Below are 16,630 nucleotides of genomic sequence, written 5' to 3'. Positions count from 1 at the left end.
TGGTTATCCCACTACGCGTGCGCCCGCCGTATCCAGCCGGCAAATATGAACAAAGCCTTCCTGATTCTGTAGATAGTGCGCGCCAAGCCAGTCGGCGACGCGCTGTGCGGTGTCCGGCTTATCGCACAACGCGAATAGCGTTGGGCCAGAGCCGGAGATGCCGCAAGCCTGGGCGCCCATCTCCATGGCCGCCTGACGCGCTTCGCTAAAGCCCGGCAGCAGTTTGGTTCGGTACGGTTCGGCAATCACATCTTTCATCAATTTTGCCGCCAGCTGCGGCTGGCGGGTGTAGCAGGCATGAATAAAGCCCGCGAGGTGGCGACCATGGGCGATACAATCCTGACGGCGGTACTGCGCCGGCAGAATCGCCCGCGCTTCGGCGGTGGAGACTTTAATCCCCGGATAGGCCAGCACCCACAGCCACTCATCAAACCCGGGCACCTGCTGGCTGATAATCCCGTTCTCTTCGATCATCAACTGCATGCCGCCAAGATAGCACGGCGCCACGTTGTCGTAGTGAATGCTGCCGGAGATACGCCCTTCCATCTCCCCCATCAGCGCCAGCATGCGCGTCTCGTTCAGCGGCTTACCGCAAAACTCGTTCATCGCCACCAGCGCGGCGACCACCGAGCAGGCGCTGGAACCCAGCCCGGAACCAATCGGCATGTTTTTTTCCAGCGTCATCGCCACCGGCACCGTCTTACCGATCTCCCGGCAAAAGCTTTCCCAGCACTGGTAAACAATGTTCTCCTGCGGCGCCGTCGGCAGTTTGCTGGCGAAGCGTCCCAGATTCTGCAGGCTGAATTGCTCCGCCGCTTCGACAGTGACATTGTCGCCAAGCAGCGTGCCATCGACCGGCGTGACCGCCGCGCCCAACACATCAAACCCGACGCTCATATTGGCACTGGAAGCCGGGGCATATACTTTGACCATCTTAAACTCCTAACTTCCAGGAAAGGGTGCGCAGCAGGTCGGCGAATACGCCGGCCGCCGTGACGTCGTTCCCGGCACCATAGCCGCGCAGCACCAGCGGCAATGGCTGATAATAGTGGCTGTAAAAGGCCAGCGCGTTCTCGCCATTTTTGACTTTGTACAGCGGATCGTTACCGTCAACGGCGGCAATTTTCACCCGGCAGGTACCATCCTCTTCGATGTTACCGACATAGCGCAAGACTTTACCTTCATCGCGCGCCTTAGCAATCCGCGAGGCGAACTCATCATCCAGCGACGGCAGGCGAGCCATAAAGGTCTCGACATCACCGCTGGCGTCGAAGTCCGCCGGCAGCGCCGACTCGACGATAATGTCCGACAGCTCCAGTTCACGTCCGGTCTCACGGGCCAGAATCAGCAGCTTACGCGCGACGTCCACCCCGGATAAATCGTCGCGCGGATCCGGCTCGGTATACCCCATCTCACGGGCCATTGCCGTCGCCGCCGAGAAACTCACCCCCTCATCCAGCTTGCCGAAGATAAACGACAGCGAACCGGAAAGGATCCCGGAGAAATGGCGCAGTTCATCGCCGGCGTTGAGCAGGTTCTGCAGGTTCTCAATCACCGGCAGGCCAGCGCCAACGTTCGTGTCATAGAGGAACTTGCGGCGCGAGCTGCTCGCCGCGTGGCGCAGCTGATGATAGTAATCCAGTGAAGAGGTATTGGCCTTTTTATTCGGCGTGACCACATGGAAACCTTCGCGCAGGAAGTCGGCGTACTGATCGGCGACCGCCTGGCTGGAGGTACAGTCGACGATCACCGGATTCAGCAGGTGGTACTCTTTTACCAGGCGGATCAGGCGGCCAAGATTAAAGGGTTCTTTCGCCTCCGCCAGCGCTTCACTCCAGTTTTCCAGATTCAGACCATGCACGCTGGTCAGCAGCGCCTGAGAGTTGGCCACGCCGCAAACGCGCAGATCGATATGTTTGCTCTTCAGCCAACCCTGCTGGCGTTTGATCTGCTCCAGCAGCGCGCCGCCGACGCCGCCGACGCCGATGACGAACACTTCGATCACCTGGTCGGTGTTGAACAGCATCTGATGGGTCACGCGCACGCCGGTGGTAGCGTCGTCATTGCTGACCACCACCGAAATGGAGCGTTCGGAAGAACCCTGAGCAATCGCCACGATATTGATATTGGCGCGGGCCAGCGCGGCAAAAAATTTCGCCGAGATACCGCGCAGGGTGCGCATCCCGTCACCCACCACCGAGATAATAGCCAGACGCTCCATAATGGCCAGCGGCTCCAGCAGCCCCTCTTTCAGCTCGAGGTAAAACTCATCTTCCATCGCCCGTTTGGCTCGCGCGCAGTCGCTCTGCGGCACGCAGAAACTGATGCTGTACTCGGAGGAGGATTGGGTGATCAGCACTACCGAGATGCCGGCGCGGGACATGGTGGCGAAGACGCGGGCGGCCATGCCGACCATGCCTTTCATCCCCGGCCCGGAAACGTTGAACATCGCCATGTTGTTGAGGTTAGAGATGCCTTTAACCGGCAGATCGTCCTCGTCGCGGCTGGCGCCGATGAGCGTTCCCGGCGCCTGCGGGTTGCCAGTATTTTTAATCAGACATGGGATTTGGAATTGGGCGATAGGGGCGATGGTGCGCGGGTGCAGCACTTTCGCGCCAAAATAGGAGAGCTCCATCGCCTCCTGATAAGACATCGATTTCAGCAGACGCGCATCCGGCACCTGGCGCGGGTCGCAAGTGTACACTCCGTCGACATCGGTCCAGATTTCGCAGCAATCGGCGCGCAGGCAGGCGGCCAGCACCGCAGCCGAATAGTCGGAGCCGTTGCGCCCCAGCACCACCAGCTCCCCCTTCTCATTGCCAGCGGTAAACCCAGCCATCAGGATCATATGGTCTGCCGGGATCTGGCTGGCGGCGATGCGGCGGGTGGATTCGGCGATATCGACCGTGGACTCCATGTAGTGACCAACGGCAAGCAGTTTTTCCACCGGGTTAATGACACTGACTTTATGACCACGGGCTTCCAGCAGACCCGCCATGATGGCGATGGAGAGCTTTTCGCCTCGGCAGATCAGCGCGGCATTGACGCTATCCGGGCACTGACCCAGCAGGCTAATACCGTGCAGGACATGCTTAATCTGAGCAAACTCCTGCTCAACAAAGGCTTTCAACTGGGCGAGCGGGAAAGCGGGCTGGGCGTCGGCAAGGCCCTGAAGAAGTTCGGCAAAAATGCGTTCAGCGTCGGCAATATTGGGGAGGGCATCCTGGCCGCCAATGGTCTTTTCAATCATCGCTACCAGATGGTTAGTGATCTTCGCCGGGGCAGACAGGACGGTCGCTACCTGCCCCTGCCTGGCATTACTCTCCAGAATATCGGCAACCCGCAGAAACCGTTCCGCATTTGCCACTGATGTACCGCCGAACTTCAACACTCGCATGGTTCTTACCCCTTGATCTCTTGTCAAAAAAAAAGCCCGCACTGTTCAGGTGCGGGCTTTTTTCTGTGTTTCCTGTACGCGTCAGCCCGCACCGTTACCTGTGGTAATGGTGGTGGTGATAATGGTGGTAATCATGCCGATGCGATTCATGGATGTTGTGTACTCTGTATTTTTATCTGTCTGTGTGTCCTGCCTATATTGGTTAAAGTATCTGCCGTCTTAAGTCAATGAATTTCTCAATTAACCCCATTTCAGCCGGCTTACGTATTGCGCCACCTCGACAAGAAAAAACACCCAGATTGGCGGAACACCTCCCGCAAAAACAGTACATGCAACCATAAATAAAAAATATGACAGAACTTTATTCTGGTAGGTTTTTTTCAATATCATGCAGCAAACGATGCAACATTGCCGTGTCTCGCTGCTGCAGCAGCCCCAATCGTTGCGACAGCCAGTCGGCCAGTTTGGCATCGTCCTCCACGCCCAGACGCGAAAGCAAGGCCATGGTGCGGAGGCGCAACGCCTGCAGCTGATGATGGTCTGCCGCGGCAGCGGCGGGAGCCGATTGTTGCATAAGCGATGCTAATTGATAGCAGTAAACCATCACCGACTGACCGAGGTTCAGCGACGGATAATCCGCGACCATCGGCACGCCGGTCAGCACATCGGCCAGGGCCAGCTCCTCATTGGTCAATCCGGCGTCTTCACGGCCAAATACCAGCGCGGTATGGGTCATCCAGTTCGCCTTCTCCTCCAGCAGCGGCAACAACTGCTGCGGCGTGGCGTAATAGTGAAACCGCACGCGACTGCGGGCGGTGGTGGCGACGGTAAAATCGACGTCGTGCAGCGCCTCAGCAAGGGTGGAATAGGTGGTGATGCCATCGAGGATGTCGCCTGAGCCGTGCGCCACCCAGCGTGCCGCCGGCGCCAGATGGGCTTCACTGTCCACGATCCGCAGATCGCGAAATCCCATGGTTTTCATCGCCCTGGCGGCGGCACCGACGTTCTCGGCCCGGGCAGGACCGACCAAAATAATCGTTAAACGCATTGCGGTTTCATTCTCTCTCTCAGGCGTTGTCTGAGGCGCGGAGCCCCCCATTTTACGCGGTGAAAATTTACAAATTTGCAACAAAAATCACTAAAATTGCGTTTTCTTACCCATAAAAAAATCTAAACTGTTCTCAGGAGGCCATGACAAGGAGTATGTTAACAGAACCCATTTATCCATATGATGGGCAATGAAATTTCATCTGACGCATCGTTCCAGACATTGGATTCACTGTATTTATTAATTTATCCACGCAACTAGTTGAGCCGGGTAAAGATTGTGACTATAAAGAGCATGGCGATGCAATGATTTCACAAGACTGTTAACGTGCTACAATTGAACTTGATATATGTCAACGAAGCGTAGTTTTATTGGGTGTTCGGCCTCTCTTAGCCTGTTATGTTGCTGTTAAAATGGTTAGGATGTCAGCCGTTTTTGACACCGTCGGGTCCAGAGGGAAAGTACCCACGACCAAGCTAATGATGTTGTTGACGTTGATGGAAAGTGCATCAAGAACGCAATTACGTACTTTAGTCATGTTACGCCGCGCATGTTAATTTGCGACATGCACCAGGCAGGTCAGGGACTTTGGTACTTCCTGTTTCGATTTAGTTGGCAATTTAGGTAGCAAACATGCAGACCCCGCACATTCTTATCGTTGAAGACGAGTTGGTAACACGCAACACGTTAAAAAGTATTTTCGAAGCAGAAGGTTACGATGTATTCGAAGCGACCGATGGCGCGGAAATGCATCAGATCCTGTCTGAAAATGATATCAACCTGGTGATCATGGATATCAACCTGCCGGGTAAAAATGGTCTTCTGCTGGCGCGCGAGCTGCGCGAGCAGGCCGACGTCGCGCTGATGTTCTTAACCGGCCGCGACAACGAAGTGGATAAGATCCTTGGCCTCGAAATCGGCGCTGACGACTATATCACTAAACCGTTTAACCCGCGTGAACTGACTATCCGCGCGCGCAACCTGCTCTCCCGTACCATGAACCTCGGTACCGTGAGCGAAGAGCGTCGCAGCGTGGAAAGCTACAAGTTCAACGGCTGGGAACTCGATATCAACAGCCGTTCCCTGGTTAGCCCGAACGGCGAACAGTACAAGCTGCCGCGCAGTGAATTCCGCGCGATGCTGCACTTCTGCGAAAACCCGGGCAAAATTCAGTCTCGTGCCGAGCTGCTGAAGAAAATGACCGGTCGCGAGCTGAAGCCGCATGACCGTACCGTTGACGTGACCATTCGTCGGATTCGTAAACACTTCGAATCCACTCCGGATACTCCGGAAATCATCGCTACCATTCACGGTGAAGGTTACCGTTTCTGTGGCGATCTGCAGGAATAATGCGAGTTATTCGGCAGCTATGATGTGAAAACGGCGCCCCGAGGGCGCCGTTTTTTTTATGCCGTCACTCTTTCCACAGGCGCAGTTTGTCGTCATCGGCAGATGGCGGCGGAGGCGCACTGCCTTTCGGTAACGATAACGCATACCAGTCCACTCGCCGGGTCAAAAACATCAGAATGCTCAGCGCCAGCGCCAGCACACCGGTCCCCAACAGCAGCGCGCTGTCCTCGGAGTGCAGCAGAAACCACATCACCCCATCCAGCAGCAGCAGCGCGGCGACAAACAGCAGGCTGTTGCGCCATCCCCTGAGCACCGCCTGGAGGTAGATCCCATTCATCACCGCGCCGCACAGACTGGCGGCCAGCCAGGCGGCGGTAAAGCCAATGTGCTCCGAAAGCGCCAGCAGCACCAGGTAAAACAGCACCAGCGATAAGCCCACCAGCAAATATTGCATCGGATGCAGGGGCCGATGGGTCAGGCTCTCGAAAGCGAAAAAGGCCATAAACGTCAGCCCGATTAACAGGATGGCATATTTTGTCGCCCGATCGGTTAGCTGGTACTGGTCGGCAAGCGACATGACATCGGCACTGAACGCCGGTAAGCGCGACCACGGGATCTCCATATCATCCTTGAAATAGCTGCCCATATCATTGGCGAACCAGCTGCTTTGCCAGTGGGCGCGATAGCCGGCAGCATTCACTTCGCGTTTCGTTGGCAGGAAGCTGCCGAGAAAGCCGGGATGCGGCCAGTTACTGGTCAGCTGCAGCTCGCTGTTGCGCCCGAGCGGCGCTAGTGAAAATGCGCCCGTTCCGTTCAGATCGAGCGAAAAAGCAATCTCAAGCGGCTTGTTGTCCTCCGCCAGCGCAGGCATCGGCATATGGATGCCCGCCCCATCGCCGCTGATCCCCAGCCCCGGCTCCACGCTTAATACGTTACCATTGACCTCCGGGGCATGGATGGCGCCAATGCCGCGGGCATCGCCAACGCTCACCACCAGCCGCGGCAGGCCCAGGGTGATATGCGTTTTTCGCAGCGACGCCAGACGCAGCGGATCGAAGGTGGCCTTAATCTGCAGGGCGTTATGCCATACCTGCCCGCTGTAGATGCCCACCCTTCTCGACTCCACGGTCTGTTTGCCGGTGACCGCCAGCGACTCCGGCAGCCAGTAGTACACCCAGCTACGCTGATAGGCGACCTCTTTTTGGTTCTCCCTGCGGGTCAGCGTCTCGGTTACCGGAATAGCGATCAGCGGCCCGGCGAGTTTTTGCGAACCGCTGGTGCTCTGCTCAATGGCGTCCACTACCTCGCTGCGATAATCAGCCCGCTCATTGATGAGCTCCCTGACCATCATTAAAGGTAAAGATAACAGCACAATACAGCCGATTAGCGTGGTGATTTTCCAGAATAACGGTGATTTCAACATAGCTTTCTCCCTATCGTGATGGCCTCACCATAGGGCGGCTGTGTGGGGAGAATTTGAAGCTATGTGAAGGGACGGTGAAGTCTCAGCGTAGCGACCACGCCGCCTTCAGGGCGATTGTGCAGACGGATATCGCCATGATGCAGGCGCGCCACTTCACGAACGAAGGCCAGCCCAAGGCCGCTGCTCTTGTGGCCGTCTTCACGCGGCAGCGAGTAGAACCGATCAAAGATCCGCGTCAGGGCATACTCCGGAATACCGCATCCGTTATCCGTTACGCTCAGTCGCACCTCTGCATTCCGTTTCTCTACCCCCAGGGCGATCTCGCCGCCCTGGGGGGTAAAATCAATCGCGTTGTCGAGCAGATTACCCAGCGCCTGGGCCAGCAGTTCGCCATCGCCATTGACCAGCATCCCACTCGCCTGCCAGCGCAGAGTAATGGCTTTCGCCGCCAGGGCGATGTCGCGCTCCTCCGCCAGGCGTTGGTATAGCGCATCTATCGACACCGGCTGTAGCTTTATCTCCAGCCGGCTTTCCAGTCGCGCCTGCTGGAGTAACCGCTCCACCAGCAGCTGCATGCGGGTGTTCTGCGCAAGGATATTCTCAGTAAACCGCGCCGCCACCGCAGGCGGCGGCCCTTCGCGCAGAATTTCCGCCGCACCGCGAATAGCCGCCAGCGGACTTTTCAGCTCGTGCGTCAGGTCATAGACATAGTTTTCGATGGCGTTTTTGCCTTCGAGCTTCACCCGCATGCTCTCCAGCGCCTGGGCCAGCTTACGCAGTTCGCTGCTGCCGACCTCCGGCAACGGCAGCGGGCGGTCAGCGGTCACGGAGTCCGCATAGCGCACCAGCTTACCGATAGAGAAATTGATCCACCAGACGACGCCGCAGCCGATCAACAGCGCAATGCCCAGCAGGGCGCCGCCGGCCCAGAGGATCCGCCGCTCGCTGCGCTTAATGACCGGCGTCATCGCCAGGTTGGGTTTACCGACGCTCAGCACGCCGATAATCCGCCCCTTATCCATCACCGGCGCGGCGATATACATCACCGAGCTGGCTTCATCATGCGGATCGCTGCGCGAACTGCGCGCGCCATACTGCCCGCGCAGGGTGAGCCAGACGTCGTTCCAGCGTGAATAGTCCTGCCCTGTCGCCTCTCCACTGGAGTCAAACACGACCTTGCCCCGGGCATCGGTCAGATAGACGCGGTACTCATTACGCACCTTTTTAATTCCGCCAATGTTGGCGTTTAGCCGCTGCTGGTTGAGCTGTTGAAAGGCCTGCGCCAGCCTGCCCTGCTGCGGGTTTGCCACCAGCAGGTCCTCACGCGCCAGCGCCGCCAGCAGGGTGGCGGTATCGTTGAGGGTCCCCTCCGTCGCCCGGCGCACGCCCGGCTTCACTTCCTGGACAAAGATCGACAGTACAAACCACGCGGCGATCGCGACGATAAGGAAATAGCCCAGCAGCAGGCGCATGCCGATGCGCATCAGCTGCGCCCCAGGCTGTAGCCCATCCCGCGATGGGTATTGATTGGCGACAAATCAGGATTCACGGCCCGCAGTTTAGCGCGCAGGGTTTTGATGTGGGTGTCGACGGTGCGGTCGAGGCTTTCCCAGGCATCGCTCCATACCCGCTCCATCAGCTGCTGACGGGAGAAAACGCGACCGGGCGCGTGAAGCAAAGTTTTCAACAGCAGAAATTCATAGCGCGTCAGGTTCAGGGGCTGGCCGAACCAGCTTATCGACGCCGCCTGCTCGTCAAGCACAAACTCGCCGACGCGAACTACCGACGAAGGCGCGGCAAATTTTTGCAGCCGTCGCAGCACGCTGCGCACCCGCGCGCAAACTTCGCGCGGCGAAAACGGCTTGGCGATGTAATCGTCAGCGCCGATTTCCAGCCCCAGCAGCTTATCGACCTCATCGCTCCGCGCCGTGAGAAACAGCACCGGCAGCGCCGGAAAGCGCGTCAGCAGGCGCCGACAGAGCTCGAAGCCGCTGATATCCGGCAAGCCAACGTCGAGGATGGCGACATCGGGCGCCTGATGCGCCGCCGCCTCCAGCGCGGGCAACCCGCGGTCGAAGACGGTGACCTGGAAGCCCTCCTGCTGGAGCATATAAACCAGGGTATCGGCGATACTCTGTTCATCCTCAACTAACCAAATCCATGGCTGCTGCATGCGCGCTCCCGTTTATTTATTCCAGGGCATAATCGGCACGGCGCTGATGGCGTTCTTCGGCGAACCATCAACTACTTTATCCGAATAGGTCAGGTAGACCAGCGCATTGCGCTTCGCATCATAGAAGCGAACGACCTGTAGCTTTTTAAATACTAACGAGGTGCGCTTCTGGAACACCACGTCGCCCTGGCTTTTGCCATTTTTGATTTTGTCCGTCAGCTCAATCGGCCCGACCTGCTGGCAGGAGATGGCCGCGTCGGAGGTATCCTCCGCCAGCCCCAGGCCGCCTTTGATCCCGCCGGTTTTCGCCCGGCTGATATAGCAGGTCACGTTCTGTACATCCGGATCGTCAAAGGCTTCGACGACAATTTTGTGATCCGGTCCTAACCATTTGAAGACCGTATCCACGGAACCAATCTGCTCCGCCTGAGCAACCTGACAGCCGGCCAGCAACAGCAGGCCCATCGCAAACTTCTTGTATTTCATATTGTTACCATTATTAAAAAATATAGCTAAGTGATTATCACGGACCTAGCAGAAAAGGTTTATAGATCACAGCTTTACAAAATTATCGTTCAGATCCACTGACCTACCGCATTTAAAAGCAAAAAAAACACTGAATGCTAAAACATCAAAAAATGCTATTATCCGCTACTTTAATATCAGGCACCTGTGTTTAAGGATGGGGACATTTTATGGATCAAGCAGGGATTATTCGCGATCTCCTTAGCTGGCTGGAAGGTCACCTGGATCAGCCGCTTTCTCTGGACAATGTGGCGGCGAAGGCAGGTTATTCCAAGTGGCATCTGCAGCGAATGTTTAAGGATGTCACCGGCCACGCTATCGGTGCCTATATTCGCGCGCGCCGGTTGTCGAAATCAGCTGTCGCATTACGCCTTACCGCCCGTCCAATCCTTGATATTGCGCTGCAGTACCGTTTCGACTCCCAGCAGACCTTCACCCGTGCGTTCAAGAAGCAATTCTCGCTGACGCCGGCTCTCTACCGCCGCTCGCCGGACTGGAGCTCGTTCGGTATGCGTCCGCCGCTACGTCTTGGCGAGTTTACCCTGCCGAAACATGAATTTGTCGCCCTACCCACGACTCAACTGCTCGGTGTGACTCAGAGCTATACCTGTAAGCTGGAGGAAATCTCCGACTTCCGCAACCAGATGCGGGTCCAGTTCTGGCGAGATTTCCTCGGCAACTCGCCGTCGATCCCCCCGGTGCTCTACGGGCTGCATGAACCGCGTCCGAGCCTGGAGAAAGACGATGAGCAGGAAGTGTTCTATACCACCGCGCTGACGCCGGAGATGGCTAACGGCCACCTGCAGAACGCCCATCCGGTGACGCTGGAGGGCGGCGAGTATGTCATGTTTACGTATGAAGGGCTGGGTACCGGCCTGCAGGAATTCATCCTGACGGTCTACGGCACCTGCATGCCGATGCTGAACCTGACGCGTCGCAAGGGGCTGGATATTGAACGCTTCTATCCTGAAGATGAAAGCCGGGATCAGGCCACGCCGATTCAGTTGCGCTGCGAGTATCTGATCCCGATCCGCCGTTAACGCTGCAGCTCGTCCATCGCGGGGGCGTCAAGATGCGAGACGTCGCCCGCCGTTTCCACCACCCAGCCGGAAGCCAGCCACGGGCTTTGCTGATAATCGACGCGCGAGATCGAGCAGTTGCGCAGGCGCAGACGACGCTCTGCGTATGCCGGCAGCCCTAAAATCGTACTCACCAGGCAGCCCAGCGCGATACCATGACTCACCAGCAGCGGTCGACTACCGGCCGGTAATTCCAGACAGGCGGCCAGCGCCGCATGCATACGTTCGCTAAGCTCCTGCATCGATTCGCCCTGCGGAATGCGACCATCCGGCGTGCCGTTGACCAACTGGCGGCGCCAGCCCTCTTCTTCTTCGCTGAGCGAGTCAATATGGCGCTTCTCCAGCACTCCCATATCCAGCTCGCGCAGGCGCGCATCAGCGATCACGCTGCAGCCGCAGGCTTCGGCGATAATCTCTGCTGTGCGACGGGTTCGCCCCAGATCGCTGGTAATGATATGGGTGATCCCCAGCGTTCTGGCGCGCTCGCCAACCTGCCAGGCCTGGCGCTCACCGTGTGCGGTCAGCGGGCTGTCGGACTGACCCTGAATACGTCGCTCGGCGTTCCACTGCGTTTCACCGTGGCGAACAAGGTATACCTGTAACATGCTTTTTTTCCGTTCTGAACTCGTTATCGACCGCTTGCAGGCATTACCGACTGCCCTGGGGGTGATTTAGAGTATACTGCGATGACGTTAGTTTATTCTGAGTTGTTTTGATTATGCACCATGTTGTCTCAGCGACCACTAATCCCGCCAAAATTCAGGCAATTCTGCAGGCTTTTGACGAGATTTTCGGCGAAGGATCCTGCCACATTGAGTCCGTCTCCGTCGAGAGCGGCGTGCCGGAACAGCCCTTCGGCAGCGAGGAAACGCGCGCTGGCGCACGAAATCGCGTCGCCAATGCGCGCCTCGCCCAGCCCCATGCCGATTTCTGGGTCGCCATCGAAGCCGGAATTGACGATGACAGTACCTTTAGCTGGGTGGTCATCGAAAGCGCCAGCCAGCGCGGAGAAGCGCGCTCAGCCACGCTGCCGTTGCCTGACGTTATTCTTGAGCAGGTTCGCGCTGGCGAAGCCCTCGGGCCGGTCATGTCGCAGTATACCGGCATCGATCAGATTGGTCGTAAAGAGGGAGCGATTGGGGTTTTCACCGGCGGCAAATTAACCCGCAGCAGCGTTTACCATCAGGCGGTCGTGCTGGCGTTAAGCCCGTTCCACAACGCTATTTATCGCTAGCCAACAGCGTCTGCTCCAGCCACTGGCGCAGCTCAACCGGCGCCGACTTCAGGCTGTTGGACCCGCGGGTAATGGTCGCAATGCCGGCACCGAGCTCATTTTTCAGCTCGCGCTGGCTCATCTCACCGCGCAGCAGCTCTTCGATAATGCGCACCCGAGTCCCCAGCGCTTCACGCTCATCAGGGGTCAGCATGAGCTGCAGCAACGGTAGATGCAGATCCTGCGCATAGGCCTGCTGTAGCAGCGCCACAAAGCGCAGCCACTCCTGATGACGTTGTTCGGCAACGGCCGCGGAATAGGGAGATTGTTGGGTCATATCGCGCCACCATATTGAGACGGGCAGCTTACGCTGCCCGTCGAATGTACTCATCAACGAGTACAAAGCATAACATACTTCCCGGCGATCAGTAACGCTGCCGCCACTCCGCATCGCTGAAGAGCTTATCCTGCTGTCCCATAAAGTAGCGATAGTAGGCGTCATAGGAGAGGACATTCTTCACGTAGCCGCGTGTTTCCGAGAACGGAATACTCTCGACAAACGCCACGGCGTCGATCCGTCCGGCGCTGTTCCCCTGCCAGGTGCGTACCCGACCCGGCCCGGCGTTATAGGCCGCCGAGGCGTAGATGCGGTTATTACCGAACTGCTGGTAAACGTACTGCAGATAGCTGGTGCCGATGTTGATGTTGGTTTCCGGATCCAACAGCTGCGACGGGCCGCTGTAGCCGGGAATGCTGAACATGCTGACGGTATGCGTCGCGGTGCCCGGCATAATCTGCATCAGCCCGCTGGCGCCGACCGGCGAGCGCACTTTCGGGTTCCAGGCGCTCTCCTGGCGGGCAATCGCCATCGCGTAGCTCTGCGGAATATCTTTACCGCTGATATAGCGGGCAAACAGATCGTTATAGGCCAGCGGGAAGCGCTCCTCCAGCTGATCCCACAGTTTTCCGGCGATCGTCGCCTGCACGCTCAGATCCCACCAGTGTTGATCAAAAGCGTAACGCGCGAGCTGCGCCTGCTGGGATTTACTACGGCTGGTGACCAGGTTCGCCCATTCAGTGCGCGCGGTGTTATCCATATTCCAGTACATCAGCTCGCGCACCCGGGCCATCTCCGGACCGGAGGCCAGCGCCGGATCGAGCGTGCCAATCGCTTTATCAATGCGGAAGGTATACTCCTCGCCGAGACGCTGCGCAGCGACCATCGGGTAGAAACCCCGCTGCTGCATCAACGACCGGAGGATCGCCTGCGCCTCCTCGTCCCTGCCGCGCTCCAGCAACAGATCCGCCTGCCAGTAGCGCCATTCGTCTTTCTCTTTCGCCTCCATCGGCAGGCGCGCCAGCCAGGTATTCAGACCATGGCGATCGCCCGTCCCCAGCGCCATCCGTACCCGCCGCTCCACCAGCGGCGTGGACTGCGAGCGCATAATCGCATCGTCGCGCCAGATGGCCTGATCTTCGGTCACATCGTTCCCCATCAGGCGCCAGGCGACAATATCGCGTAGCTCCTGGGTCTGATCCTCATTGAGCTGCTGGGCCTGCACCAGCGAAGGGATCATCAAACGGGCATTTTCCACATCCTGACGGGCGACGCTGGCGAAAGCGACGGCGGCCATCTGGCGGGTAAAGTCCGTCGCCCCGGTGGTGCGGGCAAAGGTCAGAACGCTGTTAGGATCGTTAGCCAGGGCGACCACGGCGCTGGCGATGCTCTGGTAGTTGGCAGGCATCTGCTGGGCCAGCGATTTCACCAACCCAATATTGCCGGCCTTCATCGCCAGGCGGATCCGTTCGAGATAGGCCAGCGGATCCTGTTGGCCGGAGTCGCGCCAGGCGCTGAACAGCGGTTCACAGGCGCCGGGCTGGTTCTTGCCCGTCAGCCAGAGCGCTTTCGCTCCGCTCCAGGCCTCCTGCGACTGACCCACGCTCAGTTTGGCGTAGTAGTAGTTGCACTGCGCCTCGGTGCTGGTCGGCTTATCGGGGCTAAACGCCAGCAAGCCGCGCCAGTCGCTGCGCCGGGCCAGTTCATTCACGAAACGCGAACGTAATGAACGCGCCGGGGGCAGCGTCGGGTTGGCGTCAATAAAGTTTTTCACCACCAGCGCCGGCTGGTTCATCAGATCGTCGGTAATCTGCCGGTACTGCAAATAGGGATACAGGGGATAGGTGCTTAACGTGGGCATCAGCTGGTCAACCACATCCATCTGCCGGTTATCCCACGCCTGCTTAATTTGTGCGTAGCGGCTGCGCTGTTCATCCAGTGAATCCGCATGCGCCAGCTGACTCAACGCCAACAGACCAACGCTGGCAGCCAAAAGATGCCACGCCATTTTTTTGGCTTTTTCCACAAGCTCTTCCTCTTTCAGGTGCATTTTCGCAGCATCGTGCCGCTTAAAAGCCCCTGCCGGTTCGGCAGGCGGCTTTACTTATGCTAATCAGACAACGCTAAACGCGCCATGTCCTGAACATTTTTTTACGCTTCTGTGAATCCTGTCGCCTCGCTGGGATTAGCGCGCGAAAAAGGCTACACTTCGGCTTTGAACTATCTATCAAAATAGAAAGAGGCGAAGTCCAACGTGGCTCAATTCGTTTATACCATGCATCGTGTCGGCAAAGTGGTTCCGCCGAAACGTCATATTTTGAAAAATATCTCCCTCAGCTTTTTCCCTGGCGCGAAAATCGGTGTGCTCGGTCTGAACGGCGCCGGTAAATCTACCCTGCTGCGCATCATGGCCGGTATCGACACCGAGATCGAAGGTGAAGCGCGTCCGCAGCCCGGCATTAAAATTGGCTACCTGCCGCAGGAGCCGCAGCTCAACCCGGAGCACACCGTGCGCGAGTCCGTGGAAGAAGCGGTCGCCGAAGTGGTTAACGCGCTGAAGGGTCTGGACGAAGTCTATGCCAAATACGCCGAGCCGGATGCGGACTTCGATAAGCTTGCCGCACAGCAAGGCAAGTTCGAAGAGATTATCCAGGCGCACGACGGCCACAACCTGAACGTGCAGCTGGAGCGCGCGGCCGACGCCCTGCGCCTGCCGGACTGGGATGCGAAAATCGCTAATCTTTCCGGTGGTGAACGCCGCCGCGTCGCACTGTGCCGCCTGCTGCTGGAAAAACCGGATATGCTGCTGCTCGACGAACCGACTAACCACCTCGACGCCGAGTCCGTCGCCTGGCTGGAACGCTTCCTGCACGACTTCGAAGGCACCGTGGTGGCGATTACCCACGACCGTTACTTCCTCGATAACGTCGCCGGCTGGATCCTCGAACTTGACCGCGGCGAAGGTATTCCGTGGGAAGGCAACTACTCCTCCTGGCTGGAGCAGAAAGATCAGCGTCTGGCGCAGGAAGCTTCTCAGGAAGCCGCACGCCGCAAATCCATCGAGAAAGAGCTCGAGTGGGTACGCCAGGGCGCGAAAGGCCGTCAGTCTAAGGGCAAAGCCCGTCTGGCGCGCTTTGAAGAGCTTAACAACGTTGAATACCAGAAACGTAACGAGACCAACGAACTGTTCATTCCGCCAGGCCCGCGTCTGGGCGATAAAGTTCTGGAAGTCAGCCATCTGCGCAAATCCTACGGCGACCGCGTGCTGATCGACGATCTGAGCTTCTCGGTACCGAAAGGCGCTATCGTCGGCATCATCGGTCCGAACGGCGCGGGTAAATCCACCCTCTTCCGCATGATGTCTGGCCAGGAACAGCCAGATTCCGGCACCATCACCCTGGGTGAAACCGTTAAGCTGGCTTCCGTCGATCAGTTCCGCGACGCGATGGACAACAGCAAAACCGTGTGGGAAGAAGTGTCCGGCGGCCTGGATATCATGAAGATCGGCAACACCGAAATGCCGAGCCGCGCCTACGTGGGCCGCTTTAACTTCAAAGGCGTCGACCAGGGTAAACGCGTTGGCGAGCTGTCCGGCGGTGAACGCGGTCGTCTGCACCTGGCGAAGCTGCTGCAGGTCGGCGGTAACGTCCTGCTGCTCGATGAACCGACCAACGACCTGGATATCGAAACCCTGCGCGCGCTGGAAAACGCCCTGCTGGAGTTCCCGGGCTGCGCGATGGTTATCTCGCACGACCGCTGGTTCCTTGACCGTATTGCCACCCACATTCTGGATTACCAGGATGAAGGTAAGGTGGAGTTCTTCGAAGGTAACTTTACCGAGTACGAAGAGTACAAGAAACGCACTCTCGGCGCCGACGCGCTGGAGCCCAAGCGAATCAAGTACAAACGTATCTCAAAATAAAATGCAAAAAGGCAACGCAAGTTGCCTTTTTTAATGTTTGCTCCCTCTCCCACCGGGAGAGGGCCGGGGTGAGGGCAAGGTAAAAGTAAAAAGGCAACGCAAGTTGCCTTTTTTAGGGTTTGCTCCCTCTCCCACCGGGAGAGGGCCGGGGTGAGGGCAAGGT

Annotated in this window: 16 protein-coding genes and 1 other annotated feature; of the genes, 4 read left to right on the top strand and 12 right to left on the bottom strand. The window is 57.9% G+C overall.

All coding sequences use genetic code 11. The features are described 5' to 3' along the window. Positions 1 to 3: 3 nt before the first annotated feature. The 5 genes from thrB to yjjY form a co-directional block, all read right to left on the bottom strand. Complete coding sequence (gene thrB / locus MKS11_RS16275) at positions 4 to 933, bottom strand: homoserine kinase (RefSeq protein ID WP_002887853.1); 930 nt, start codon at positions 931 to 933, stop codon at positions 4 to 6. 1 nt (position 934) lies between these two features. After that, on the bottom strand, positions 935 to 3,397 hold the full coding sequence (thrA, locus tag MKS11_RS16270; protein ID WP_009309175.1) for a bifunctional aspartate kinase/homoserine dehydrogenase I: 2,463 nt from the start codon (positions 3,395 to 3,397) through the stop codon (positions 935 to 937). 25 nt (positions 3,398 to 3,422) lie between these two features. Next, positions 3,423 to 3,540 (bottom strand) — a sequence feature (Thr leader region). After that, positions 3,479 to 3,547, bottom strand: a complete 69-nt coding sequence (gene thrL / locus MKS11_RS16265) for a thr operon leader peptide (protein WP_004222578.1) — start codon at positions 3,545 to 3,547, stop codon at positions 3,479 to 3,481. It overlaps the preceding feature by 62 nt. 211 nt (positions 3,548 to 3,758) lie before the next feature. Next, the gene (locus tag MKS11_RS16260) at positions 3,759 to 4,445 is read right to left on the bottom strand and encodes a tRNA/rRNA methyltransferase (RefSeq protein ID WP_284109627.1); all 687 of its coding nucleotides are present in this window, start codon (positions 4,443 to 4,445) and stop codon (positions 3,759 to 3,761) included. A gap of 397 nt (positions 4,446 to 4,842) precedes the next feature. After that, on the bottom strand, positions 4,843 to 4,983 hold the full coding sequence (yjjY, locus tag MKS11_RS16255) for a protein YjjY (protein WP_004146984.1): 141 nt from the start codon (positions 4,981 to 4,983) through the stop codon (positions 4,843 to 4,845). Positions 4,984 to 5,078: 95 nt separating this feature from the next. Here yjjY and arcA point away from each other — a divergent pair, with 95 nt between their 5' ends. Then, on the top strand, positions 5,079 to 5,795 hold the full coding sequence (gene arcA, locus MKS11_RS16250) for a two-component system response regulator ArcA (RefSeq protein ID WP_002887843.1): 717 nt from the start codon (positions 5,079 to 5,081) through the stop codon (positions 5,793 to 5,795). A 64-nt stretch (positions 5,796 to 5,859) separates the two neighbouring features. Here the strand turns inward: arcA and creD are convergent, their stop codons facing one another. From creD to creA, 4 genes are read right to left on the bottom strand one after another with little or no spacing between them, the layout of a single operon-like run. Continuing rightward, on the bottom strand, positions 5,860 to 7,218 hold the full coding sequence (gene creD / locus MKS11_RS16245) for a cell envelope integrity protein CreD (RefSeq protein WP_069135399.1): 1,359 nt from the start codon (positions 7,216 to 7,218) through the stop codon (positions 5,860 to 5,862). Between the two features lie 59 nt (positions 7,219 to 7,277). Further along, positions 7,278 to 8,702, bottom strand: coding sequence for a two-component system sensor histidine kinase CreC (gene creC / locus MKS11_RS16240; protein ID WP_087771771.1), 1,425 nt, complete (start codon positions 8,700 to 8,702; stop codon positions 7,278 to 7,280). Further along, a complete protein-coding gene (creB, locus tag MKS11_RS16235; protein ID WP_009309171.1) occupies positions 8,702 to 9,391 on the bottom strand; it encodes a two-component system response regulator CreB in 690 nt (229 codons plus the stop codon). Before creB ends, creC begins: the two co-directional genes overlap by 1 nt. A 12-nt stretch (positions 9,392 to 9,403) precedes the next feature. Next, on the bottom strand, positions 9,404 to 9,877 hold the full coding sequence (gene creA, locus MKS11_RS16230; protein WP_009309170.1) for a protein CreA: 474 nt from the start codon (positions 9,875 to 9,877) through the stop codon (positions 9,404 to 9,406). Between the two features lie 209 nt (positions 9,878 to 10,086). Here creA and robA point away from each other — a divergent pair, with 209 nt between their 5' ends. Beyond that, positions 10,087 to 10,956 (top strand): MDR efflux pump AcrAB transcriptional activator RobA, encoded by an 870-nt coding sequence (gene robA, locus MKS11_RS16225; RefSeq protein WP_004204217.1) that lies wholly within the window; start codon positions 10,087 to 10,089, stop codon positions 10,954 to 10,956. Here robA and gpmB read toward each other — a convergent pair. Then, entirely contained in the window at positions 10,953 to 11,600 is a 648-nt protein-coding gene (gene gpmB / locus MKS11_RS16220) for a 2,3-diphosphoglycerate-dependent phosphoglycerate mutase GpmB (RefSeq protein WP_004204216.1), read from the bottom strand. The genes robA and gpmB overlap by 4 nt on opposite strands. Before the next feature lie 113 nt (positions 11,601 to 11,713). Between gpmB and yjjX the strand changes: the two genes are divergently transcribed. After that, positions 11,714 to 12,229, top strand: coding sequence for an inosine/xanthosine triphosphatase (gene yjjX, locus MKS11_RS16215; protein WP_004204215.1), 516 nt, complete (start codon positions 11,714 to 11,716; stop codon positions 12,227 to 12,229). Here the strand turns inward: yjjX and trpR are convergent. Together trpR and sltY are read right to left on the bottom strand one after the other, a co-directional pair. Next, positions 12,216 to 12,545, bottom strand: coding sequence for a trp operon repressor (gene trpR / locus MKS11_RS16210; RefSeq protein WP_004204213.1), 330 nt, complete (start codon positions 12,543 to 12,545; stop codon positions 12,216 to 12,218). The two genes, yjjX and trpR, sit on opposite strands and share 14 nt — an antisense overlap. Positions 12,546 to 12,633: 88 nt before the next feature. Next, positions 12,634 to 14,571 (bottom strand): murein transglycosylase, encoded by a 1,938-nt coding sequence (gene sltY / locus MKS11_RS16205; RefSeq protein WP_032451406.1) that lies wholly within the window; start codon positions 14,569 to 14,571, stop codon positions 12,634 to 12,636. Positions 14,572 to 14,799: 228 nt separating this feature from the next. Here sltY and ettA point away from each other — a divergent pair, with 228 nt between their 5' ends. Beyond that, positions 14,800 to 16,467, top strand: coding sequence for an energy-dependent translational throttle protein EttA (gene ettA, locus MKS11_RS16200; protein WP_004204211.1), 1,668 nt, complete (start codon positions 14,800 to 14,802; stop codon positions 16,465 to 16,467). Positions 16,468 to 16,630 lie beyond the last annotated feature (163 nt).

It is taken from the genome of Klebsiella sp. K5-45 (assembly GCF_030128605.1).
GTDB lineage: Bacteria > Pseudomonadota > Gammaproteobacteria > Enterobacterales > Enterobacteriaceae > Klebsiella > Klebsiella quasipneumoniae.
Note: the sequence above shows the minus strand (reverse complement) of the source record. Positions and strands in the feature narration are given on the sequence as shown.

Bases quoted from the DNA above. Each gene is read 5' to 3' on its own strand.
- creB (WP_009309171.1), bottom strand. From the start codon at position 9,391: ATGCAGCAGCCATGGATTTGGTTAGTTGAGGATGAACAGAGTATCGCC.
- gpmB (WP_004204216.1), bottom strand. From the start codon at position 11,600: ATGTTACAGGTATACCTTGTTCGCCACGGTGAAACGCAGTGGAACGCC.
- trpR (WP_004204213.1), bottom strand. From the start codon at position 12,545: ATGACCCAACAATCTCCCTATTCCGCGGCCGTTGCCGAACAACGTCAT.
- thrA (WP_009309175.1), bottom strand. From the start codon at position 3,397: ATGCGAGTGTTGAAGTTCGGCGGTACATCAGTGGCAAATGCGGAACGG.
- yjjX (WP_004204215.1), top strand. From the start codon at position 11,714: ATGCACCATGTTGTCTCAGCGACCACTAATCCCGCCAAAATTCAGGCA.
- arcA (WP_002887843.1), top strand. From the start codon at position 5,079: ATGCAGACCCCGCACATTCTTATCGTTGAAGACGAGTTGGTAACACGC.
- thrB (WP_002887853.1), bottom strand. From the start codon at position 933: ATGGTCAAAGTATATGCCCCGGCTTCCAGTGCCAATATGAGCGTCGGG.
- MKS11_RS16260 (WP_284109627.1), bottom strand. From the start codon at position 4,445: ATGCGTTTAACGATTATTTTGGTCGGTCCTGCCCGGGCCGAGAACGTC.
- creC (WP_087771771.1), bottom strand. From the start codon at position 8,702: ATGCGCATCGGCATGCGCCTGCTGCTGGGCTATTTCCTTATCGTCGCG.
- yjjY (WP_004146984.1), bottom strand. From the start codon at position 4,983: ATGACTAAAGTACGTAATTGCGTTCTTGATGCACTTTCCATCAACGTC.
- creA (WP_009309170.1), bottom strand. From the start codon at position 9,877: ATGAAATACAAGAAGTTTGCGATGGGCCTGCTGTTGCTGGCCGGCTGT.
- creD (WP_069135399.1), bottom strand. From the start codon at position 7,218: ATGTTGAAATCACCGTTATTCTGGAAAATCACCACGCTAATCGGCTGT.
- robA (WP_004204217.1), top strand. From the start codon at position 10,087: ATGGATCAAGCAGGGATTATTCGCGATCTCCTTAGCTGGCTGGAAGGT.